16 protein-coding genes are annotated in these 22,299 nt (G+C 74.5%); 11 read left to right on the forward strand and 5 right to left on the reverse strand.

Translation table 11 applies throughout. The features are described 5' to 3' along the window. The first annotated feature begins 291 nt into the window (after positions 1-291). Entirely contained in the window at positions 292-1,098 is an 807-nt protein-coding gene (locus tag ACZ51D_RS19780) for a thioesterase II family protein (RefSeq protein ID WP_465622553.1), read from the forward strand. 74 nt (positions 1,099-1,172) lie between these two features. Here ACZ51D_RS19780 and ACZ51D_RS19785 read toward each other — a convergent pair whose 3' ends face one another. After that, a complete protein-coding gene (locus ACZ51D_RS19785) occupies positions 1,173-8,123 on the reverse strand; it encodes an amino acid adenylation domain-containing protein (RefSeq protein WP_465663069.1) in 6,951 nt (2,316 codons plus the stop codon). A 136-nt stretch (positions 8,124-8,259) separates the two neighbouring features. Continuing rightward, on the reverse strand, positions 8,260-8,736 hold the full coding sequence (locus ACZ51D_RS19790) for a GNAT family N-acetyltransferase (RefSeq protein ID WP_465622550.1): 477 nt from the start codon (positions 8,734-8,736) through the stop codon (positions 8,260-8,262). A 456-nt stretch (positions 8,737-9,192) separates the two neighbouring features. On the opposite strand from ACZ51D_RS19790, the gene ACZ51D_RS19795 reads away from it, so the two are divergent. The 6 genes from ACZ51D_RS19795 to ACZ51D_RS19820 all read left to right on the forward strand — a co-directional run bounded on the left by ACZ51D_RS19795 (position 9,193) and on the right by ACZ51D_RS19820 (position 14,026). Next, positions 9,193-10,104, forward strand: coding sequence for an ABC transporter ATP-binding protein (locus ACZ51D_RS19795; RefSeq protein ID WP_360504436.1), 912 nt, complete (start codon positions 9,193-9,195; stop codon positions 10,102-10,104). 118 nt (positions 10,105-10,222) lie between these two features. Then, positions 10,223-11,053, forward strand: a complete 831-nt coding sequence (locus tag ACZ51D_RS19800) for an ABC transporter permease (protein ID WP_360504434.1) — start codon at positions 10,223-10,225, stop codon at positions 11,051-11,053. A 73-nt stretch (positions 11,054-11,126) separates the two neighbouring features. Beyond that, positions 11,127-11,978, forward strand: a complete 852-nt coding sequence (gene ddaH / locus ACZ51D_RS19805) for a dimethylargininase (protein WP_360504432.1) — start codon at positions 11,127-11,129, stop codon at positions 11,976-11,978. 35 nt (positions 11,979-12,013) lie between these two features. Further along, positions 12,014-12,214, forward strand: a complete 201-nt coding sequence (locus ACZ51D_RS19810) for an MbtH family protein (RefSeq protein ID WP_360504430.1) — start codon at positions 12,014-12,016, stop codon at positions 12,212-12,214. A 129-nt stretch (positions 12,215-12,343) separates the two neighbouring features. Continuing rightward, positions 12,344-13,435, forward strand: a complete 1,092-nt coding sequence (locus ACZ51D_RS19815) for a polyprenyl synthetase family protein (RefSeq protein ID WP_465622546.1) — start codon at positions 12,344-12,346, stop codon at positions 13,433-13,435. A gap of 42 nt (positions 13,436-13,477) precedes the next feature. Further along, complete coding sequence (locus ACZ51D_RS19820) at positions 13,478-14,026, forward strand: YciI family protein (RefSeq protein WP_465622544.1); 549 nt, start codon at positions 13,478-13,480, stop codon at positions 14,024-14,026. A gap of 55 nt (positions 14,027-14,081) precedes the next feature. Here ACZ51D_RS19820 and ACZ51D_RS19825 read toward each other — a convergent pair whose 3' ends face one another. Continuing rightward, positions 14,082-14,936, reverse strand: coding sequence for a hypothetical protein (locus ACZ51D_RS19825; protein ID WP_465622542.1), 855 nt, complete (start codon positions 14,934-14,936; stop codon positions 14,082-14,084). A 47-nt stretch (positions 14,937-14,983) separates the two neighbouring features. Beyond that, on the reverse strand, positions 14,984-16,876 hold the full coding sequence (locus ACZ51D_RS19830) for a serine/threonine-protein kinase (RefSeq protein ID WP_465663071.1): 1,893 nt from the start codon (positions 16,874-16,876) through the stop codon (positions 14,984-14,986). 440 nt (positions 16,877-17,316) lie between these two features. On the opposite strand from ACZ51D_RS19830, the gene ACZ51D_RS19835 reads away from it, so the two are divergent. From ACZ51D_RS19835 to ACZ51D_RS19845, 3 genes are all read left to right on the forward strand, one after another. After that, positions 17,317-17,772 carry a MarR family winged helix-turn-helix transcriptional regulator gene (locus ACZ51D_RS19835; protein WP_465622540.1) on the forward strand — a complete coding sequence of 152 codons (456 nt, stop codon included), beginning with the start codon at positions 17,317-17,319 and terminating at the stop codon, positions 17,770-17,772. 66 nt (positions 17,773-17,838) lie between these two features. After that, positions 17,839-18,471, forward strand: a complete 633-nt coding sequence (locus ACZ51D_RS19840; protein WP_465663073.1) for an RNA polymerase sigma factor — start codon at positions 17,839-17,841, stop codon at positions 18,469-18,471. Next, positions 18,468-19,544 (forward strand): CU044_5270 family protein, encoded by a 1,077-nt coding sequence (locus ACZ51D_RS19845; RefSeq protein WP_465622539.1) that lies wholly within the window; start codon positions 18,468-18,470, stop codon positions 19,542-19,544. Before ACZ51D_RS19840 ends, ACZ51D_RS19845 begins: the two co-directional genes overlap by 4 nt. 147 nt (positions 19,545-19,691) lie before the next feature. Here the strand turns inward: ACZ51D_RS19845 and ACZ51D_RS19850 are convergent, their stop codons facing one another. Continuing rightward, positions 19,692-20,432 (reverse strand): dienelactone hydrolase family protein, encoded by a 741-nt coding sequence (locus ACZ51D_RS19850; RefSeq protein ID WP_465622537.1) that lies wholly within the window; start codon positions 20,430-20,432, stop codon positions 19,692-19,694. 404 nt (positions 20,433-20,836) lie between these two features. Here ACZ51D_RS19850 and ACZ51D_RS19855 point away from each other — a divergent pair, with 404 nt between their 5' ends. Beyond that, positions 20,837-21,982 (forward strand): NADH:flavin oxidoreductase, encoded by a 1,146-nt coding sequence (locus ACZ51D_RS19855; RefSeq protein ID WP_465663075.1) that lies wholly within the window; start codon positions 20,837-20,839, stop codon positions 21,980-21,982. Positions 21,983-22,299 lie beyond the last annotated feature (317 nt).

Here is a 22,299-nt window from a genome sequence, read left to right on the forward strand (position 1 = left end):
CCGCCCTCTCCGGTGGATGTTCACGCGTGCCGTTGGAAATACTTCGGAAATATCCGCAAGAAGCCCGGACGGATAGCACCGTAACAGAGTCGGATGGCCCGGGAAAGGGTGGGATTTCCTCAAGGAATTGGCCGTTTTCGGGCACGGCAAAGCCCCGCCGCGGCCCGGCCGAGAATATCCGGGAAATGGCGAATGATGGGCTGGACCCAGCTGAAAATCAGCGCATAAAGTCTTCCCGGGAGCCTGGTCGACAGGCTTCTCTCATTGACCGGGAACGAAAGCGAATAATTGATGACCGGATGGCCCGCCGTATTGCCCGACGAGGTGACCCGATGGACGCCGTGGCACCGTGACGCCGAACCGGACGGGGGGTCCGGGCCCGTACGCGTCTACTGCCTGCCGCACGCCGGCGGCTCCGCCAGCGCCTACCTGCCCTGGGCCCGGGACACCGGCCAACCGGACCTGACGATCGTTCCGGTGGAGATCCCCGGCCGGGGCACCCGGCTCGCCGAGCCGCCGATGACCGCCATGGACGAGGTCGTCGACGGCCTGCTCGCCGTCCTGGCGAGCCGCCCGGCCGACGAGCCGTTCATCCTCCTCGGCCACAGCATGGGCTCGCGGATCGGCTACGAGACGACCCGCCGGCTCGCCGCCGAGGGGCGGCCGCTGCCGCTGTCCCTGGTGGTCTCCGGCGGCCGGGCGCCCGGCACGCCGGACGTGGCCCGGCTGCACGACCTCACCGATGACGACCTCCTGGAGCGCCTCGTCGACCTCGGCGGCACCCCCGCCGAGGTCCTGGAGTTCGAGGACCTGATGCGGATGGTCCTGCCGGTGCTGCGGGCGGACGTCACGCTGCTGGCCGAGTACAACGAGCGGATCCGGCCCACCGTGCTGCCCTGCCCGGTGCTGGCGCTCGGCGGCTCGGACGACCTGATGGCCGGCCCGGAGTGGATCACCGGCTGGCGCTGCACCACGGCGGCGCGCTTCCGCCACCGCATCCTGCCGGGCGACCACTTCTTCCTGCACCGGCAGCGGGGCGAGGTGCTCGCCGAACTCGCGGCCGAGGCCCGGGCGGGCCTGGAGGCCCCGAGCGCCTGACCCCGGCTGTCCGGCCCCGTGGTGCGGGGCCGGACAGCGGGCGACGGTCCGTCCGCGGCGCGCCGGACGGACCGTCATCGCCGGCCCTGGTCGGCCCGGCGGAGGGCGGCGGCGACGACCCGGGCGATCTCGTCGATCGGTCCGGCTTTGGTGAGGTCCAGGTGCCGGGCGGCGACCGGGTGCTCCACCACCGGCCCGGTGGTGTGGGCCGACCACGTGGCCACCGTCCCGTCCGACCGGTGGTCGGCCGTCGCGGTGAAGGCGAGCAGCGGGGCGTCGAGCACCCCCGGTGCCCAGCCGGTCATCAACTGGGCGTGGTAGCGGCAGGAGTCGAGGAGCACCGCCAGCTGGTCCTCGTCGCGCGGCGCGGTCTCGCGGAGCGCGACGGCCAGCCGGTCGAGCAGCTCCGACGGCTTCGGCCGCCACCGGCCCGACCGGACGGCGGCCACTTCGGCGTCGGACGCGCCGATCGCCGTCAGCAGCTCGGCCACCACGACGGAGTCGGTGACCTCGCCGGATTCCGCCGTCGCCGGATGGCTGTCCAGCAGCGCGACCAGGTCGACCTCCTCGCCCGCCTCGCGCAGCAGGACGCCGATCTGGTGGGCGACCAGCCCTCCGAAGGACCAGCCGAGCAGACGGTAGGGGCCGTGCGGCTGGACGGCCCGGATCCGGGCCAGGTACTCCCGCGCCAGCCCGTCCAGGGTCGCGGGCCGCTGCCCGCCGCCGACCGGGCCGATGCCCTGGAAGGCGTGCACCGGCTGGGCCGGGTCGAGGCCGCGCAGCAGACCGAGGAAGCCCAGGCCGTGGCCGGTCACCGGGTGGACGCAGAACAGCGGCGCCCGGGTGCCGGCGCTGCGCAGCGCCAGCAGAGGCTCGAAGGCCGCGTCGGCGGCCTCCGGCCGACGCTCCGCCAGCCACTGTGCGAGCCGGGCCGGGGTCGGTGCCTCGAACATCGCCCGCACGGGCAGCTCCACACCGAGCTCCGTCTGGATCCGCTCGACCAGCCGGATCAGCAGCAGCGAGTGGCCGCCGCGCAGGAAGAAGTCGTCGTCCGGCCCGACCTCGGTCACGCCGAGCTCCTCGGCGAAGAGCGCGACCAGTGCGCGCTCGGCCGGTGTCCGCGGTTCCCGGGCCCGGCTCTCCTCGACCTCGCCGAGCTCGATCCGTCCGCCGCGCGCCCTCACCTGACCGTCGGCCCGGCCGAGGTACTCCACCGCGCCGTCACGGCGGCGGCGGGCCAGGTCGCCGGTGCGGTACATCCGGGTGCCCGGCGCTCCGTGCGGGTCGGCGACGAAGCGCTCGGCGGTGAGCGCCGGGCGGCCGAGGTAGCCGTACGCGAGCTGCTCGCCGGACACGTAGAGCTCACCGGGCACGCCCGCCGGGACGGGGTTCAGGGCAGCGTCCAGGACGTGGGCGCCGGTGTTCCGGACCGGCCGCCCGATCGGCACCGGGCGGGGCTGCTCGTCGGCCGGCCCGCACTCCCAGGCCGTCACCTCGACGGCCGCCTCGGCGGGGCCGTACAGGTGGTCCAGCCGGACGCCCGGGAGCACCTGCCGGAACCGGCGTACGGTGGCCGCCGACAGCGCCTCGCCGCCGGCCACCACCAGGCGCAGCCCGGTGCAGTCGGCGGCCGCCGGGTCCTGCAGGAAGGCGTCCAGCACGGACGGCACGAACCGGGCGACGGTCACGTTCTGGCGTCGGATCAGCTCCGCCAGGCAGGCCGGGTCGCGGTGGCCGTCGGGCTCGGCCAGCACCAGGGTGGCGCCGGTCATCAGCGGCCAGCAGAGTTCCGGGACCGGGATGTCGTAGCCGACCGAGGTCTCCTGCAGCACCGCGTCGCCGGATGCCAGCCGGTACTCCTCCTGGCCCCACTCCAGCCGGTTGACGACGGCCCGGTGCGGGACGAGCACGCCCTCGGGGTGTCCGGTCGAGCCGGAGGTGTAGATGACGTACGCCGGGTCCTCGGGACCGGGGGCGGTCAGGGTGGCGCCCTCGGGCGCCGGCAGGTCCTCCGGCGACAGGCACGGCACGCCCTCGGCGGGGCTCAGGGCCGCGAACTGCTCCGGGGCGGCGACCACGGCGGCCGGCCGGGCGTCCGCCAGCACGAGGGCGAGCCGGTCGGCCGGGGCGCCGGGGTCGAGCGGCAGGTAGGCGCCGCCGGCCCGGTGGACGGCGCACAGCGTCACCACCAGCTCCACCGAGCGGGGCACGGCCACCGCGACCCGGCTGCCCGGGCGGACGCCCGCGGCGGCGAGCCGCAGGGCCATCGCCTCGATCCGGCGGTCCAGTTCGGCGGGGCCGAGCGTCCGGCCCGCGAAGACCAGCGCCGGGGTGCCGGACGGCGCGGCGAGCCCCTCCCGCACGAGTGCGGCCAGCGTGGTCGGCGCCAGGTCCCTGCGCTCGCCGAGGGACTCCGCCAGCAGCCGGGCCCGCTCGCCCTCCGAGGCCAGCGGGAGCCGTCCGATCGGCTGCTCGGGGTCGGCCGCCACCGCGCCGAGCAGCCGGACCAGGTGGCCGGCGATCGCCTCGACGGTGGCCCGGTCGAACAGGTCGGTGCGGTACTCGATGGCGCCGATCAGCTCGTCGTGCGGTTCGGCCGGTGTGCTCAGGGTGAGGGTGAGGTCGAACTTGGCCGGTGCCGGGCCGGCGGTGAGCAACTCGGTCTCCAGGCCGGGGATGTCCACGGCGGGACCGCTCTGGTCCATCACCAGGGCGACCTGGAAGAGCGGGTGGCGGCCGGGGGAACGCTCCGGGTTGACCAGTTCGACGATCCGCTCGAACGGCAGGTCCTGGTGGGCGTAGGCGGCCAGGTCGGCGTCCCGGACGCGGAGCAGCAGCTCACGGAAGCCCGGGTCGCCGCCGGTGTCGGTGCGCAGCACCAGGGTGTTGACGAAGAAGCCGACCAGGTCGTCCAGGGCCTCGTCGGTGCGGCCGGCGATCGGGGTGCCGACGGGGATGTCGGTGCCGGCGCCGAGGCGGGTGAGCAGCGCCGCCAGACCGGCCTGGACGGCCATGAAGAGGCTGGCGCCGTGTTCCCGGGCGAGGTCCGCCAGGGCCCGGTGGTCCGGGCCGGCCAGCCGCAGCGGGACGCGGCCGGCCGGCGCGCCGGTCTCGGCGGTGCGGCGCCGGTCCACCGGCAGCGCGATCTCCTCGGGCAGGGCGTCCAGGGCCCTGCTCCAGTACTGCCACTGAAGGGCGGCCGGGCTGCCCGGGTCCTGGTCGTCCCCGAGCAGCTCGCGCTGCCACCGGGTGTAGTCGGCGTACTGGACGGGCAGGTCGGTCCACTCGGGTGCGCGGCCGGCCGCCCGGGCCCGGTAGGCGGTGCCCAGGTCGCGGGCGAGCGGGCCCAGCGACCAGCCGTCGCAAGCGATGTGGTGGACCGTCAGCAGCAGGACGTGCCGGTCGGGCGCGAGAGCGAGCAGGTCGGCGCGCAGCGGCGGCTCGGCGGCGAGGCCGAAGGGCCGGGCGGCGGCGGTGCGCAGGGCCTCGGCCAGGCCGTCCCCGGTCACCGGCGCGGAGCCGGCCGCGGTGGCGTCGGCCGGGTCGGGGCGGCGCAGCAGCGGGGGGAGCCGGTCCGGGTCGAGGACCAGCTGCCGGGGGCCGTCCGCGTCGGCGGGGAAGACGGTGCGCAGCGCCTCGTGGCGGACGGCGCAGTCGTGCAGCGCGGCGGCGAGCGCGTCGGCGTCCAGGGCGCCGGTGAGGCGCAGGGCGAGCGGGATGTGGTACGCGTCGCTCAGCGGGTCCAGCTGCTGGAGGAACCAGAGCCGGCGCTGGGCGTGCGAGAGCGGGATCCGCTCGGGGCGGGCGGCGGCGGTCAGCACCGGGCGACATCGGCCGGTCTCCACCAGGCGGGCCAGTCCCGCGGCGGTGGGGCTCTCGAAGACCGCCCGGATGGGCAGTTCGGCGCCCAGCGCGGTGCGCACCCGGCTGACCAGCCGGGTGGCGAGCAGGGAGTGGCCGCCGAGCGCGAAGAAGTCGTCGTCGGGGCCGACCTCGGCGACGCCGAGCACCTCGGCGAGCAGCACGCAGAGCGCGGCCTCCCGGGCGTCCCGGGGGGCTCGGGACGGGCCGGTGGCGGCCCGCAGCCCGGGCTCGGGCAGCGCTGAACCGTCCAGCTTGCCGCTGGAGTTGAGCGGCAGCCGGTCGAGCACGGCGTACGCCGCCGGGATCATGTAGTCGGGCAGCCGGCCGGCCAGCAGCTCGCGCACCTCGGCGAGGTCGGGGGCGCTGCCGTCCTCGGTCACCAGGTAGGCGGCCAGGTAGCGCTCCTCGGCGCTGTCGCCGCGGGCCAGGACGGCGGCCTGCAGGACGGCGGGGTGGCGCAGCAGCACCGCCTCGACCTCGCCGGGCTCGATCCGGAAGCCGCGGATCTTGACCTGCCCGTCGGCCCGGCCGAGGTACTCCACCTGGCCGTCGCGGCGCATCCGGGCGAGGTCGCCGGTGCGGTACATCCGGGCACCGGGCGGCCCGTACGGGTCCGCGACGAAGCGCTCGGCGGTGAGGCCGGGGCGGCGCAGGTAGCCGCGGGCCAGGTGCGGCCCGGACAGGTACAGCTCGCCGGGCACGCCGAGCGGGACGGGGCGGAGCTGCTCGTCCAGCACCTGGGCCCGGGTGTTGTCGAGCGGGCGGCCGATGACCGGGGTGTCGCTGTCCGTCAGGTTGCAGGCCAGCGCGTCGACGGTGCACTCGGTCGGGCCGTAGTAGTTGAACACCTCGACGTCCGGCAGGGCGGAAAGCTCGGTCCACAGGGCCGGGCCCACCGCCTCGCCGCCGAGCATCAGCACGGTCGGGCGGTGCTGCTCGGCGGCGAACAGGCCGGCCGCGGTGAGCGCCGGGACGTACGTCGGGGTGAGGTCGAGGAAGTCCAGGCGCTCGCGGCGGACGTAGTCGACCAGGGCCCGCGGGTCGAGCCGGACCTCGTCGCTCAGCAGGTGCAGCGGGTGGCCCTCCAGCAGCCAGAACAGCGGCTCCCAGGCCGTGTCGAAGGTGATCGAGGCGACCAGGCCGAGCTGGAGGCGCCGGCCCCCGGGGCCGCCGGACGGCCGGACCATCCGGGTGCGGTGGTGCTGCATCAGGCTGCTGAGGCCGCCGTGCGGGATCACCACGCCCTTGGGGACGCCGGTCGACCCGGAGGTGTGGATGACGTAGGCGGGGTCGAGCGGGCCGGTGGGACCGGTCCGGTCGGCGTCGGTCAGGTCGCCGCCGGGGTGGGCGGCGACGGCGGACCGGACCGCGGGCTCGTCCAGGACCAGCACGGGTGCGGTGTCCGGCAGCCGGGCGGCGTCCGCGGCGGTGGCGAGCACGCAGACCGGGGCGGCGTCGGCGATGATCCCGGCGAGCCGCTCGCGCGGCGCGGCGGGGCTGACCGGGATGTAGGCGGCACCGGACTTGAGCACGGCGAGCAGCGCGATCAGCAGGTCGGTGGTGCGCGGCAGCGCCAGCACGACGTACCGCTCGGGACCGGCCCCGCGCCGGACGAGCTCCCGGGCGAGCCGGTTGGCCCGCTCGTTGACCTCGGCGAAGGTGAGCCGGCCGTCCTCGGCGACGAGGGCGGTGACCTCGCCGTCCAGGGCGGCGCGCTGCTCGAAGGCGGCGTGGTAGGTGGCGGTGGCGGCGGGCAGGGCCGGCCCGGCGGCGCGGTCGAGGACGTCCCGCCGCTCGTCGGCGGAGAGCAGGTCGTACCCGCCGATCGGCCGGTCCGGGTCGGCGGCGGCCGCGGCGAGCAGCCGGCCGAGGCGGGCGGTCAGGGCCTCGGCGCCGTCCCGGGTGAACAGGTCGGTGCTGTACTCGACGAAGCAGCCGAGCCCGGCCGGGGCGCCGTCGGCGTCGTGCAGCTCACGGATGTTGAAGGACAGGTCGAACTTGGCGCCGCCCGGGCCCGCCTCGGCGATCTCGGTGTGGATGCCGGGCAGTGTGAGGGCCGCCTCGGGGGTGTTCTGGAAGGCCAGCATCACCTGGAACAGCGGGTGCCAGGCCAGAGAGCGGCGCGGGTTGAGCGCGGTGATCAGCCGCTCGAACGGGAACTCCTGGTGGGCGAAGCCCTGGAGGTCGGTGCGCCGGACCCGCTTGAGCAGTTGGCGGAAGGTCGGGTCGCCGGAGGTGTCCAGACGCAGGACCAGCGGGTTGACGAAGTACCCGACGACCTCGTCGTAGCGTTCGTCGGTGCGGCCCGCGATCGGGCTGGCGATCGGGATGTCCGTCCCGGCCCCGGAGCGGGTCAGCACCACGGCCAGCGCGGCCTGGAGCACCATGAACATGCTGACCCGGCAGGTACGGGAGAGCGCCAGCAGCTCGCGGTGCAGCTCGGCCGGGAGGTTCCAGGGGAAGTACTCGCCCCGGTGCGACATCGCGGCGGGCCTGGGGTGGTCCGTGGGCAGTTCCAGGAAGTCCGGCAGGCCGGCCAGGGCATCGCGCCAGTAGGCGAGTTGGCGTCCGCCACTGCTCTGCGGGTCGTCCAGGTCACCGAGGTCAGCGTGCTGGCGCACGGCGAACTCGGTGTACGTGGCGGGCAGTGGGGACCAGAGGGGGGCCCGGTTCTGCGTCCGGGCCAGGTAAGCGGTGCTCAGGTCGCGGGCCAGCGGGGCCAGCGACCAGCCGTCGCCGGCGATGTGGTGCAGCACCATCAGCACCACGTGCTCCTGCGGACCGAGCACGAACAGCCTTACACGCAGCGGGATTTCCGTCCGCAGGTCGAAGACGTGCCCGGACTCGGCGTCGATCAGGGCGGGCAGCTCCGCCTCGCCGGCGGGCACCACGGTGAGTATCGACGGCACCTCCGCCGTCGGCAGCACGTGCTGGCGCGGTATGCCGTCCCGGTCGGGGAGGACAGTGCGCAGTGCCGGGTGCCGCCCCACCACGTCCGCCAGCGCGGACCGGAGGGCCTCGGGGTCGACCGGGCCGGTCAGCCGCATCGCCACCGGAACGTTGTACGAGGCGTCGCCGCCCTGGAGACGGTCGTTGAACCAGAGCGCCAACTGCGCGTACGAGAGCGGTGTTTCCGCCGGCAGGCTGTGTTCGCCCAGCACGGGGCATCCCTCCAGGTGAACCCGCCCGCCGGCCTGGTGGGCGGGGCGGGCCGGATGGTGGTTTTCCGGTGGCTCTTGGCCGTTGGGGGCCGCCGACGTCCCTCGGCGGGGTACTACCGCTCGGTGCGGGCGGGCGTCACGCGGTCCAGCGGTAGGTCATGTCGGGCTCGTTCTCCTCGTTGCGGCTGCCGTCGTCGGTGTCCACCACGACGAAGCCGTGCCGCTCGTAGAAGGCGCGGGCCTCGGTGTTCTTCTGGAAGACGTGCAGCGAAAGCTCCTGCGGACCGGCCGACTTGACGGCTTCCAGCAGCAGCGTGCCGATGCCGCGACGGCGCGCGTCGGGGCGCAGGTAGAGGTGGTCGAGCAGGTTGCCGTCGAGCGAGGCGAAGCCCAGGAGGGCCCGGGTGCGGGCATCCTCGGCCAGCCAGACCCGCGAACCCGGCAGCACCACGTGGGTGATCCAGCTCAGGGTGGCCTCGTCGCTGTGCAGGCGGGGGAGATACGGCATGGTCGCGGCGCGCGAGGCCAGGAAGACCTCGGTGACGGCCCCGGCGTCCTCGGCTTCCGCGGTCCGCAGGTGGACGTTCCCGGTGAACGGTTCGTCGGATTGCATCCACATCTCCTCGATCAGGCAACAGGCAGTGCTGCCGCAGGGGGACCACCGAGGAAGGAGCATGCGAACGACACCGCTGCGCACCGATGTCGAAAATCGGGTGTGCAGCGGGTGATTGAGTCGAATCTCCCCCCGGATGAGCCACGTGAAAACGGATCCGGCGGCGTTGATCTTCCGTCAACATACACACCGGGTCATGGACATGGGAACCCTCTCGAGCGGGTTCCTGACAAGCCCGATTCTGCGGTTAGATGAGTGTGCGCCAGGTGTTCGATCGGATGTGAACCGGCCACGCCCCGGAGGCCGTTGTTCAGAATCGGGTCGACCCGAAATGCGCTCCGGCCCGCCCGGAACGGGCCCGAATTCCCGGGGCCGGAGGATGCCGGCCCACCGGGGCGGCGACTCGCGCGACTGCCCCGGTCACTTCCCAGAGCCTTCCCGAAAGGAGCGGCCCGCGTGGACACCCCTGCCGTCCGAATCAGCAGTGCGGTCAAGACCTTCGGCGCCACCACGGCGGTGGGCGGCCTGGACCTGGAGGTGCCGGCCGGCATGTTCCTGGGCCTGCTCGGGCCCAACGGCGCCGGCAAGTCCACCACCATGCGGATGCTCACCGGACAGACCCGGGCGGACTCGGGCACGGTGGAGGTCTTCGGGCACCGGATGCCGGACGACTCCCGCCGGGCCCGCTCCCTGGTCGGCGTCGTGCCGCAGCACGACAATATCGACCCCGAACTGACGGTCCGGCAGAACCTCGACGTCTTCGTCCGCTTCACGGCCCTGCCGCGCGCCGGGTATCGTGACGCCGTCGACCGCGCCCTGGCCGCGGTCCGCCTCACCGACCGCGCCGACACCCGGGCCGACGCGCTCTCCGGCGGCATGCGCCGCCGGGTCCTGCTCGCCCGGGGCATCGTCAACAACCCGCGGCTGCTGCTCATGGACGAGCCCACCGTCGGCCTCGACCCGCAGATCCGCCAGGACCTGTGGGATGTCATCGACGGGATGCGCGAGAGCGGCACCACCGTGGTGATGTCGACGCACTACATCGAGGAGGCCGAGCGGCTCGCCGACGAGGTCGCCGTGGTGTTCGGCGGCCGGCTGATCGCCCGGGGCACCCCCGCGGAACTGCTGCGCGCGCACGCGGGCGCCCAGGCCGCCGAGTACCGGGGCGACGCGGCCCGGCGCGAACTGGTCGAGGCCGAAGCCGCCCGGGCCGGGCTGCCCAGCCGCCGCACCGGGCCGGCCGTCTCCGTCCTGCGGGCCGAGACCATCTCCGCGCACCTGCACGAGCGCCTCGGGCCGCCGGACGTGCTGCGCCCGACCTCCCTGGAGGACGTCTTCGTCGCCCTGACCGGCGAACTGTTCGGCTGACAACCGCCCCCGCCGCCGCGCCCCGCCGGCCGGCCGCCCCCGACGGGCCCGGCCGGCGGGGCGCGCACCGGCCACCGGCGGGGGCCGGCCCGCCGACCCCCAGAGAAGAGGACACCCGATGACCACGGCGACGCCCACGCCCCGAACCCGGGAACAGGCCGGCCCCGCCGCCGAACCCGGCCGCCCGCCGGCCCTGTGGCCGACCATGCGCGCGGTCTGGCTGCGCGAACTGCTGCTCTTCCGCCGCTACTGGCCCGCCGTCACCTTCGGCTCGCTGATCGAGCCGCTGGTCTACATGACCGGCTTCGGTCTTGGCTTCAGCCGGCTGATCGACTCCGTCCAGGGCCACCCGTACCCGCAGTTCGTCGGCGTCGGCATGGTCGTCACCTCGGTGCTCTTCGCCTCGGCCTTCGCCGGGATGTTCGAGAGCTTCAACCGCCGCAAGTACCAGAAGATCTACGACGCCGTCCTCTGCCAGCCCGTCGACGTCTGGGAACTGGTCACCGCCGAGGCCTCCTGGATCGCCGTCAAGTCCTCCGTGTACGGCACCACGCCGCTGCTGGTCACCCTCGCCATCGGCCTCCCGCCGACGCCGGAACTGCTGCTCGTACCGCTGGTGGCGCTCGTCTCCGGCTTCGCCTTCGCCCTGCTCGGCATGTGGGTGTCCTGCCTGGTGCCGGCCATCGACTGGCTGCGGCTCGTGGTCTCCGGCGTGCTGACCCCGCTGGTGATGGCCGCCGGCGTGTTCTTCCCGCTGGACGGCCTGCCCGGCTGGGTCCACGCCGTCGCCGCCGTCAACCCGATCTACCACTGCATGCAGACGGTCCGGCACGCCGCCTTCGGGACGCTCGGGGCGGCCGACGCGCTGCACGGGGCCGTGCTGGCCGGCTTCGCCGCCCTCGCCTGGTACCTGGCCGTCCGCGGGATGCGCCGGCGGCTCATCGACTGAAACGGGGACACCCCCGACCGACCCGGACCCGGCCTTCCCCCGGGCACCGCGCAGACCAAGGAGAACCACGTCCATGACGGACACCGCCCGACCGGGCCCGCGCGAGCGGCCGCCGGTCCGCACCGCGAGCCCGCGACGCTTCCTGATGTGCCGGCCCAGCCACTTCGGCGTCAGCTACTCCATCAACCCCTGGATGCACCCGGAGAAGCCGGTCGACGGCGAGCGCGCGCTCGCCCAGTGGACCGGGCTGCGCGACCTCTACCGCGAACTCGGCCACACCGTCGAGGAGATCGACCCGCTGCCCGGCCTGCCCGACATGGTCTTCGCGGCCAACGGCGCCACCGTGATCGACGGGAAGGTCCTGGGCGCGCGCTTCCGCCACGCCGAGCGCACGGCCGAGGGCCCGGCCTACCTCTCCTGGTTCCGCGACCAGGGCTACTCCGACCTCCTGTGGCCCGAGCACATCAACGAGGGCGAGGGCGACTACCTGCTGGCCGGCCGCCGCCTGCTGGCCGGCACCGGCTTCCGCACCGACCAGCGGTCGCACGCCGAGGCCCAGGAGTTCTTCGGCGTCCCGGTGACGAGCCTGACCCTGGTCGACCCGGAGTTCTACCACCTGGACACGGCCCTCGCCGTCCTCTCCGACGACGAGGTCATGTACTACCCGGCGGCCTTCACCCCGGGCAGCCGCGCGGTGCTGCGCGAACTCTTCCCGGACGCCATCCTGGCCACCGACGAGGACGCCGCCGTCTTCGGCCTCAACGCGCTCTCCGACGGCCGCCACGTCCTGCTGCCCGAATCGGCCACCCACCTGATCGGCGAACTGCGCCTGCGCGGCTTCGAGCCGATCGGCGTGGACCTCACCGAACTCCTCAAGGCCGGCGGCAGCGTCAAGTGCTGCACCCTGGAGCTGCGCGGCCGGTGACCGCGCCGTCCCCACCCATCCGAGAGGACGACCCGATGACGAACCCCTTCGACGACCCCGACGCCGACTACCTGGTCCTGGTCAACGACGAGGGCCGGCACTCCCTGTGGCCGGCCTTCGCCCCGGCCCCCGCCGGCTGGCAGCAGACCTTCGGCCCGGCCGGGCGGCAGGACTGCGTCGACCACATCGAGACCACCTGGACCGACATCCGGCCCAGGAGCCTGGCCCAGGCCTAGGGGGCGGCGGTGGGGGCACCGGTGGGGCAGCATGGTGCCCGACCACTGCCGGGTGCGTGGTGCCTGCGCGTCCGCGCGGGCACGCACCGCCGCCTGACCCGCATCGCCGCCTGAACGGAAGACACCTTCGTGACCGGTACCGCCGCCGTCCCCGCCGAGCAGATCAGGGCCCGCCTCGCCGGGTACGAGCGCCGGTTCAACACGCTGTCCGAGCAGTACTTCCAGGACCTGGCCGCCGCCTTCGACGCTCCGTCGTTCAGCCGGTTCACCCCGGGCTGTCTGGCTCTGCTGCGGGACCTGTCGTTGCGCGGCGGCAAGCGGATGCGGGTGGCCCTGCTCTTCGAGGCCGCCCGCCTGGTCACCGCCGAGCCCGTGGAGGGGCTGGACGACGCCGCGCTGAGCATCGAACTGCTCCAGACCCACGGGCTGGTCCACGACGACATCATCGACGACAGCCCCACCCGCCGGGGCGGGCCCTCCACCTACTACGCCTACCGGGGGCAGTTCCCCGACCGGCCGCAGGCCGCGCTCGGGCTCGCCCTCCTCGCCGGCGACCTCGCACTCGCCCTGTCCCTGCAGGTCCTCCTCGACTCCCGGGCCCCGCTGCCGGTGCGACAGGCCATGGTCGAGGTGCAGACGCGCGCGGCCTCGGCCACCTTCGTCGGCCAGATCATCGACCTGGAGCGGGACTTCACCGCGGACCCGGACGAGGACATGCTGCACGACGTGGCCGACTACAAGACCGCCCGCTACTCGGTCCTCGCCCCGATGCAGATGGGGCTGCTCGCCGCAGGCGTCCAGCCCGCCCCCCACGACAAGGAACTGCGGCGCTACGCCCGGCTGGTGGGGATCTGCGGCCAGATGCGCGACGACTACCTGGACCTCTTCGGCGACGCGGGGACCATGGGCAAGCCCACCGGAGCGGACATCCGGGAGGGGCGGCGCAACTACACCGTCCGCGCCGTCCTGGCAGCGGCCACCGACGCCGAACGGGCCCTGGTGGAGTCCGCACTCGGCGACGGAGCCTGCCCCGAGGACACCATCGCCGCCATCCGCGACATCGCCCACCGCCACGGCATCCCCGACCGGATGCGGGCGGACATGCGGCGCCACGCGCACGCGGCCGCCACGGAAGCCGCCGGATGGCGTCCCCGGTGGCGGGAGGAGGCCGTCGCGTTCTTCGAGTACCTGCCGAGGTGGAGCGTCGAGCGAGTGCGGTGAAACCCGCTCGACCCGGTGACCCCTTCTACGCGATCCTCGGGCATGGAGTTTCTCTGCTACCACCGCGACCGGCCCGGTTCCCCTCCGCTGCGCGACGAACTGCTGGAAGAGCACTGGTCGTACATGGACCGGTACGCCAAGGAGATGATCGCCCGGGGCCCGACCCTCGCCGCCGACGGCACGCCCACCGGAAGCGTGCACATCGTCGACCTGCCGGATCCCACCGCCGCCCGCGCGTTCGCCTTCGACGAGCCGAACTACCAGGCCGGCGCCTATCGGGACGTGCTGCTGCGACGGTGGCGCAACATGCTGGGACGCACCATGTGGGACTTTCCCGGCGGTCGGACAGGTGGCAACCGGTACCTGGTGCTCGGCCTCGGCACGGGGCAGGCCGCCGACCTCGCGGTGCCGCCCGACCGGGACGGGCTGATCGCCTACGGGCCCCTGCTGTCCGACGACGGCGCCATCTGGCTGGGCACGGCGGTGCTGCTCCGGGCGCCGGACCCGGACGCGGCGCGCGCCATCCTGACCCCGGGGCGGTACGCCGACATCGAGGTGCACAACTGGCAGTTCGGCGGGCCCCCGTCATAGTCGAGGACGCCCGGCCGACGTCGACCGCCGAAGCCCCGAGGGCTCGGGGCAGGGCTCAGGGGCAGTGGTAGCTGAAGGAGGCGGCGGCGGTGCGGGGGGTCGGGGTGAGGAGTTCCAGGGTGGCGGTGGCCTGGAGTGAGCCCTGGCCCTCGAAGCTCCAGTGCAGCACCAGGTCGGTGTGGTGCGCGCCGGAGCGGACGTCCTGGACGATCTCGTCCGAGGCGGTGCCGTCGCTGCGCAGCCAGCGGTAGCGCAGGGCGCCGGAGCCGCCGTTGGACTCCACCACGGCGGTGGCCACTGCGGTGCCCGCGCAGCCGGGGCTCGCCGGGTCGACGGTCACGGTGACGCCGGTGACGGCCAGCGCCGGGCCGCGCAGGTGGCGCCAGAAGAGGAAGGCCGCGAGGGCCAGGAGGGCGACGACCAGCGGTGCCAGCCACCGCCACACCCGGCGGGCGCGCCGCGGCGGCCCGGCCTCCGGCGTCGCGCGGCCGTGCCACGCGGCGGCGGCCCGCGGGGGGACGCCGGGACCGAAGCGGCGCAACTCCCCTGGGGCGAGGGGCCGTTCCTGCGGTGCGGCGGAGACGGCTGGCTCTGCTTCGGCGTCCTGGACCTCGGCCGGGGTGGTGCTCTCTCCGGCCCGCGCGGGGTCGGTGAGGGTGATGGTTTCCCCGCTCGGCGGCGTGCTGCGCCAGACGCGGGGGTCGAGGAAGGTCGCGTTCGCCGCCTCTTCCTCGTCCTCGGCCTCGGCCCGCGCTTCGGCCTCCCGGGGCAGCCGCACGGTCGTCTCGCCCGCGTCCGGGCCCGTGCCGACTCCGACGTCCGCACCGCTGCCGGTGGCCGGGCGCGCGCCGAGAGCGATGGTGTGTTCCGCGCCCGGGTCGGGGGCGGAGTCGGGGCGGGGCTCAGGCATGACTTCTCGCAGGGGAACGGGCCCGTACGGGCGGCGGTGAAGGGACGTCAGCGGGGCGGGTTGCAGAGGAAGGCGGCCGTCTCGGCGGATGTCTGGCCCGGCTTGGCCGCCGCCGGCGTGGTGGTGACGCGCACGCCCCAGGTGGGGAAGGTGTCGGCCGAGCCGAAGTCGTGCGCGCGGGTGATGGTGGCGGTGCCGTTCTGGACCGCCACGGTGTCGGTCGCGACGGTGACCGCGCGGCCGCCCGAGCTGTGGTACCAGCTGAGCGTCAGCGTCCCGCTGCCGGCGCCGTGGGCCGTCACCGTGACCGTCGCGGTCAGGCTCCAACGGCCGCTGCAGGTCAGGGAGTTCAGGCTGACAGAGTCGACCGCCAGGGTGGCGGGCGCGACCGTCGGAGTCGGAGTCGGGCTCGGGTTCGGCGGGGCGGTGACGGGGGTCGGCGCGGCCGTGGTGGGGGCCGGTACGGCGGGGGTGGACGGTGTCGGCGGGCGGCCGGGGGCGGGCGGGGCCGGTGCTGTGGGCGCCTTGGCGGTCGGCGCGGCGGTCGGCGCCGCGGTCGGGGTGCCGCTGGGCGTGCCACTGGGCGTGCCGGGGCTGGCCGTGGGCGAAGCCGTCGGGCTTGCCATGACGGTTTCGCTGTCGCTCGGGGCGGGGGAGGCGCCGTCCGTCGGCTGCTGCGGGCCGAGGCTGGTGGTCGCCTGGGGGGAGGCGGCGCCGACGACCGTCCGGGCACCGCCGTCGGTGGCCCCCGCGACCGCCAGGCCGGCCAGCGTGGCCAGGGTGAGGGCGCCGGCCGCGACCCCGGTGAGGGCCTTGCCACGGTTGCGCAGGAGCACGCCGGGGCGGGCCGGGACCCGGCGCAGCACGCCCTGGGCCCGGGCGGCGCCGGGTACGGAGCCGGAACCCTGGGGGCCGAGCGCGGTCCGGGAACCCAGGGAGGTCTGGGAGCCCAGGGAGGTGTGGGCCAGCGAGGTGACGCCGCCGGCCGCGCCGGCGCCGGGCAGCAGCGCCGCGAGCAGGGCGAGCAGGGCGAGGAGGTCGAGGCGGCCCCGTTCCTCCCAGTCCGGCCCGTAACCGGTCGTCGCCACCGCCTCCAGCTCGCGGACGAACGCGGCGGCGCTGTCGGGGCGGGCCCCGGGATCCTTGGCCAGACCCGCCAGGATCAGCGGCCGGACGAGGTCGGGCGCCTGGTCGGCGGGGATCGGTGCCTCGGCGTGCTGGACGGCGAGTTCGGCGATCGTGGCGCCGTCGAAGGGGCGGGCACCGGTGAGGCACTCGAAGAACGTGACGGTGGCGGCGTAGACGTCCCCGGCCGGGGACGCCGGACGGCCCGCCCACTGCTCGGGCGGCATGTAGGCGGGGGTGCCGGAGACGTCGCGCTCGTCGCCGCTGGGCACCGCGATGCCGAAGTCGACCAGCTTCGAGGTGCCGGCCGCGTCGACGAGCACGTTGGCGGGCTTGTAGTCGCGGTGCACCACACCGGCCTCGTGGGCGGCGGCCAGGCCCAGCAGGGAGCCCTTCAGCACCACCAGGGCCGCCTGCGCGGTGGTGGCGCCCTCCGCCCGCAGCAGGTCGCGCAGGGCGATGCCGTCCACCAGCTCCATCACGATGGCCGAGCCCTGCGCCCCCTCCACGTACTCGTAGAGCCGGGTGATGTGCGGGGAGTCGATCCGGGCGAGGACCTCGGCCTCGGCGCGCAGCGCGGGCGTGCCGACGCGGTCGTGGAGGTACTTGATCGCGACCGGGGTGCCGGTCTCCCGGTGGTGGGCGAGCACGACGCGGCCGCTGGCGCCGGCGCCGAGCTCGCGTCCGTGGAGGTAGTCCGGGAGTTCCCAGGCGCGCGCGTCCTCGGGCGCCGGTGGAAGGAGGGCGGGCGCGGGAGCGGCGGGCTGCGTGCCGCTCCCGCCGGGTCTGTCGCCCTGCTGCGTCCGGTCGTCCATCGTCCCGTGCTCCCGTCCCTGTCGTGCCCGCCGTCCCCCGGCCGTCGGCCGTGCCTGTCGGCGCGGCACCCTACGGCACGCCGACCGACATGGAGGACGCGCCCCGTGGACACCGGGTTCCGGGCCTCCGGGGGCGGGTGGTCGTGGCCCAGGTGATTCGCACGGCGTGCCAACCATTCGGCCGTATTCACGGTGACGACCGCCCGCCGAGCGCGCACGACGGCACCGCCCGGAGAGGTTCAGTCGATGATGTGGCGCAGGTAGGCCTCGGGGTGTTCCAGGTGGCGGCGCCAGTGGTCGACCAGCGCGAGGTCCTGCCGGCGGGTGCGGCGCACCCCGCGGTCGCCGAGTTCCGCCGCCTGCGGCAGCGGATGCCACTCTGCGAGCCCGGCCGGCGGGGGTACGGGAAAAGCGTGTGCGAAGCACGTTATTCTGGAGGGGTGAAGCACGAGACAGGACACGACATCGCCGACGCCCTCGGGCTGCTCCTACGGCGCAGCACCCGGGCCCGCCTCTACACCCGCCTGACCGAGGGGCTGGGGGAGGCCGTCGACGACCTCACCTACCCGGTCCTCAGCGGCCTGGCCCGCACCGGCCCGTACAGCGCCGCCGACCTCGGCCGCGAGATCGGACTCGACCGCACCACCGTCACCCGCCGCGCCGACCGCCTCGAACAGGCCGGCCTGCTCCAACGCCGCCCCGACCCCGCCGACGGCCGCGCCACCCTGCTCGCCCTCACCGATGACGGTCACGCCGTCATCGCGGCCACCCGGCAGCGGCTCGCCGCCGGCATCGAGGACTCGCTCGCCACCTGGCCGCAGGCCGACGCCCGGGACTTCGCCCGCCTCCTGCGCCGCTTCGTCGACGAGGGACCCTTCGCCGCCGACCACGACTGACCGGGTGACGCAGGTCACGGGAACTCGCTCCCGGGTGCCGGACAGCCCATAGGAGTGATCACAGATATGCGAACCCGGGTACGGGCCGGGGACCCGAACGTCTTCGGGGAGTTGTTCGACCTCCATGCCCGATCCGTCTACAACCACGCCTTCCGTCTCACCGCGGACTGGTCGGCCGCCGAGGACGTCATGTCGGCGACGTTCATGGAGGCCTGGCGGTTGCGCGGCAGGGTGGCCGCCGAGGGCGGGTCGCTGCGGCCGTGGTTGCTGGGCATCGCGACGAACCTCGCCCGCAACCACTGCCGCAGCAACCGGCGCTACCGCGCCGCGGCCGCAGCGCTCGCCGCGACGGGGCCTTCGGTGGTGGAAATACCCGACCATGCCGAGGACGTGGCCGGCCGGGTGGACGACCGGCGCCGGATCGCCGCCACGATGGCCGCCATGGGCTCGTTGCGCCGTCCCGAACGCGAGGTCCTGATCCTGTGTCTGTGGGAGGGCCTGGATTATGCCGAGGCCGCCGAGGCCCTCGGCATCCCCCTCGGGACCGTCCGCTCCCGCCTGTCCCGCGCCCGTACCAGGCTGCGCAAGCTCGCACAGGCGGAACTGACGGCGGACAGACGGGAACCCGCCCGCCGGACTCGACAGATAACTGGGGACCGCGCGACAGCGGTCCGGCCCGTACCGGAAGGAAACCGATGAACGCCAGCCCCTCCCAGCCGCACCCGGCTGAGTGGCCGGAGACCGATGGGCTCCTGCCGGTCGTGGCGCGGGATCTTCCGACGGGCCGCCACGAGTTCCACAAGGAGAGCCTGATGGCCCGGATCCACGAAGACCTCGACAACGCCGTCTCCGGCCCCGCCCGAATCAGCACCCCCAAGCCGCGCAACCCGTTCCTGCGCCGCGCGATCCTCCTGCCGGTGGCGGCATGCGTCCTGACGGGCGCCGTCCTGGTCGGAGCCGGCCTGAGCCTGAGCGGCGGCCCGGACCAGGCCGCCACCTCGGGCACCGGCCCCGCCCTGACCACCACCGTCGGCGCCGCCGACGCGCACGGGGTCGTCCAGCTGCTCGACCGGATTTCGCTGGCCGCCCAGGAGACCGCAGCCCCGCCGGCGAGGGCGGGCCAGTTCGTCTACATCGAGTCGAAGGTCGCCGGCAGCTATGTGCGGACGGTCGACGGCAAGAGCTCGGTGGTCAGCGACGCACTGAACACGCGCCGGACCTGGACGTCGCCGGACGGCCGGCGGGGTTGGCTGATCGACCAGCAGAACAAGGACGGCATCTCCCTGGACTCGAAGGTCGAGCCGTACCTCAACGCGCCGTCCTACGACTACCTGGCCGCCCTCCCCACCGACCCCGACGCCCTGCTGAAGAAGATCTACACGGAGACGGCGGGCCACGGCCCCGGCCCGGACGCGGAGGCGTTCACCACCCTCGGCGATCTGCTCATCGAGAGCTACCCGTCCGCCCAGCTCTCCGCCGCGCTCTACAGGGCCGCCGCCAAGATCCCCGGCGTGGTCCAGGTGGACGACGCGGTCGACGCCGTCGGCCGCCACGGGGTCGCGGTGGCCCGGTTCGAGGAGAAGACCGGCCAGCGCACCGAGTGGATCTTCGACAGTGCGTCGTTCACCTTCCTCGGCGAGCGCACGGTCCAGGTCGAGGGCACATCCGGCGACCACGACCTGATCACGCCCGGCACGGTCGTCTTCACCCATGCCATCACGGCGCGCGCGATCGTCGACGGCATGAAGGAGACGCCTTCCCACTCGGCCTGAACAGCCCCGGCTCGTCCCACCCGAGCCCCGGGGCGCCCGCTACCCCCGGCGTCTCCCGCGCCCCTCCGCCCCTCCGCCCCTCCGCCCCTCCCTCCCGGCTTGGCCTGAGCCGGGAGGGAGGGGTTGGCCCTGTCGGCGCCGAGCGTCCTACCGGGCGGTCGGCTTCAGGGTGCGGCCGAGGAGGGGGAGCAGGCGCTCCCAATGGCGTTGCAGTGCGGCGGGGTTGAAGGCGTCGGTGTCGGCCATGGTGAAGCCGTGGACGGTGCCGGGGTAGATCTCGGAGGTGTAGCCGACACCCGCGGCATCGAGGACCTGGTTGAGCTCGCCGAGAGCCTCGGGCGTCAGGTCGGTTTCGGCGTGGCCGAAGTGGACCTCGGCGGTGAGGCGGTGCAGGTTGTCGGGCCCGGCGACGCCCACGGGGCCGTGGAATCCGGCGAGGGCGGCCACCTGGCCGGGGTGGGCCGCGGCGGTGCGCACCGCCAGGAGGCCGCCGATGCAGTACCCGGTCACCGCGACCGGTCCGGGGCGGACCTCGGGCTGGGCGGTGAGGAACCCGAGGTAGGCGTCGGCGTCGCTCAGGACGCGTTCGGCGGTGTGCGCCTGGATCAAGGGCATCACCTGGGCGATGAGCGCGGACCGGGCCTCTCCCCCGATGTGCTCGGGAAGGTCGAGCAGCGGTGTCGGGCCGTGCCGGTAGAAGTAGTTGGGGACGAGCACGTAGTACCCGTGCCCGGCCAGTTCGCAGGCCATCTCCCGCAGCACGGGCCGGATGCCGAAGGCGTCCGCGTACATCAGCACCCCGGGGTGCCGCTCGCCGTCGTCGGGGAAGGCGGCGAAAGCGTCGGCCTGGCCGTCCGCGGTGGGAATCTGCAACGTCTTCGTGGGCATGCGTTCTCCTGTCGTGGTCGATGTGTCGAGCCTGTGGTCAACACGACGGAGGCGGGGCTCGCGCGGCAGCGCAGGATCCTCGATCGAACAGCGGGCCCGCCCCGGCCCGTACGGCGCTCAGAGGAGCGCCGGGTCACCGATCCGTGTGCGGCGCAAGGCCGTCCCGGTCGTCATAGCCGGACAGCGTAGCCCACCGGCCTGAAATCCGAAGGGACTTCGAGACTCCCTCGCCACTGAACGTCGATGCGTGATGTCGGTTTGCCGAAGCCGCCCCACCTCGGGGGAGTGGCGCGGATCACAGGGGGGTTCGCGCGGTCGGCGAAATGCGGGGGCCGCCGAGGTGGTTGGCACGGGCAACCGTTTTCGTCCCGGCGCACACCACCCCTTACCCGCGAGGAATCCCCATGACCGTCACCGAGCCCGCTGCGGCCGCCGACCCCTTCGCCTCCCGCGCGGCCGAGATCCTGTCCCGGCCCGTCACGATCAACGGGCTGACCGTGCCCAACCGCATCGTGATGGCGCCGATGACGCGCCAGTTCTCCCCGGGCGGCGTGCCCGGCGAGGACGTGCGCGGGTACTACGCCCGCCGCGCCGCCGCGGGCGTCGGCCTGATCGTCACCGAGGGAACGTACGTCGGCCACGAGTCCGCCGGCCAGAGCGACGACATCCCGCGCTTCCACGGCGAGGAACAGCTGGCCGGGTGGGCCCGCGTCGCGCAGGACGTCCACGCGGCGGGCGGCACCATCGTGCCGCAGCTCTGGCACATCGGCATGGTGCGCAAGCAGGGCGACCCGCCGTTCGCCGACGCCCCCGCCGTCGGCCCGTCCGGCATCCGGCTGGACGGCACCGAGGGCACCGGGCGGGCGATGACCCGGACCGACCTGGACGCCGTCATCGGCGCGTTCGCCGAGGCCGCCGCGGCCGCCGAACGGATCGGCTTCGACGGCGTCGAGCTGCACGGCGCGCACGGCTACCTGCTCGACCAGTTCCTGTGGGCGGGCACCAACCGCCGTACCGACGCCTACGGCGGCGACCCGGTCGCCCGGACGAAGTTCACGGCCGAGGTCGTCGCCGCGGTGCGCGAGGCCGTCTCCCCCGAGTTCCCGGTGATCTTCCGCTACTCGCAGTGGAAGGCGGAGAACTACGACGCCCGCCTCGCCGAGACCCCGCAGGAACTGGAAGCGATCCTCACCCCGCTCGCGGAGGCCGGCGTCGACGCCTTCCACGCCTCGACCCGCCGCTACTGGATCCCCGAGTTCGACGGCTCCGACCTCAACCTGGCCGGCTGGACCAGGAAGCTCACCGGCCGCACCGCCATCACCGTCGGCTCGGTCGGCCTCGACGGCGACTTCGTCCGCGCCTTCATGGGCGAGGGCGCCCCGGTCCAGGGCATCGACAACCTGCTCGACCGGCTGGAGCGCGACGAGTTCGACCTGGTCGCCGTCGGCCGCGCCCTCCTCCAGGACCCGCAGTGGGCCGCGAAGGTCCTCGCCGGCCGCTTCGCCGACCTGCACCCTTACGACGCCGCCGCAGTCCGCACCCTGAGCTGACCCCCCCGCCCCGAGGCCCTGCCGCACGGCGCGCGCGGCAGGGCCGGAGGGCCGGGCAGACCGGCCACACCCCGGATACCTACCGGAAGTCGGCCGGCCTGCTGACGGCCGGCGCGCAGAGCGGCTGACCGTTCGGCAGGCGCACCACCCCGCCCGGTGGTCCGCCGCTGCCGACGGGTGGAAGGCGGTGGGGGGGGGGGGGCCGGGGGGCCCCCCCCCCCCCGGCGGGGGGGGGGGGGGGGGGGCGGGCCCCCGGGGGGGGGGGGGGGGGATTTTAAAAAGACGGGTGTGGGGGGGGGTCTCGGGTGCGGGGGTAG

The organism is Kitasatospora sp. NPDC033851, assembly GCF_055576085.1.

Excerpts from the sequence above, each read along its gene's own strand:
- ACZ51D_RS19790 (WP_465622550.1), bottom strand. The coding sequence starts at position 8,736 with ATGCAATCCGACGAACCGTTCACCGGGAACGTCCACCTGCGGACCGCG.
- ACZ51D_RS19830 (WP_465663071.1), bottom strand. The coding sequence starts at position 16,876 with ATGGACGACCGGACGCAGCAGGGCGACAGACCCGGCGGGAGCGGCACG.
- ACZ51D_RS19780 (WP_465622553.1), top strand. The coding sequence starts at position 292 with ATGACCGGATGGCCCGCCGTATTGCCCGACGAGGTGACCCGATGGACG.
- ACZ51D_RS19825 (WP_465622542.1), bottom strand. The coding sequence starts at position 14,936 with ATGCCTGAGCCCCGCCCCGACTCCGCCCCCGACCCGGGCGCGGAACAC.
- ACZ51D_RS19845 (WP_465622539.1), top strand. The coding sequence starts at position 18,468 with ATGAACGCCAGCCCCTCCCAGCCGCACCCGGCTGAGTGGCCGGAGACC.
- ACZ51D_RS19855 (WP_465663075.1), top strand. The coding sequence starts at position 20,837 with ATGACCGTCACCGAGCCCGCTGCGGCCGCCGACCCCTTCGCCTCCCGC.
- ACZ51D_RS19810 (WP_360504430.1), top strand. The coding sequence starts at position 12,014 with ATGACGAACCCCTTCGACGACCCCGACGCCGACTACCTGGTCCTGGTC.
- ACZ51D_RS19820 (WP_465622544.1), top strand. The coding sequence starts at position 13,478 with ATGGAGTTTCTCTGCTACCACCGCGACCGGCCCGGTTCCCCTCCGCTG.
- ACZ51D_RS19840 (WP_465663073.1), top strand. The coding sequence starts at position 17,839 with ATGCGAACCCGGGTACGGGCCGGGGACCCGAACGTCTTCGGGGAGTTG.
- ACZ51D_RS19800 (WP_360504434.1), top strand. The coding sequence starts at position 10,223 with ATGACCACGGCGACGCCCACGCCCCGAACCCGGGAACAGGCCGGCCCC.
- ACZ51D_RS19850 (WP_465622537.1), bottom strand. The coding sequence starts at position 20,432 with ATGCCCACGAAGACGTTGCAGATTCCCACCGCGGACGGCCAGGCCGAC.
- ddaH (WP_360504432.1), top strand. The coding sequence starts at position 11,127 with ATGACGGACACCGCCCGACCGGGCCCGCGCGAGCGGCCGCCGGTCCGC.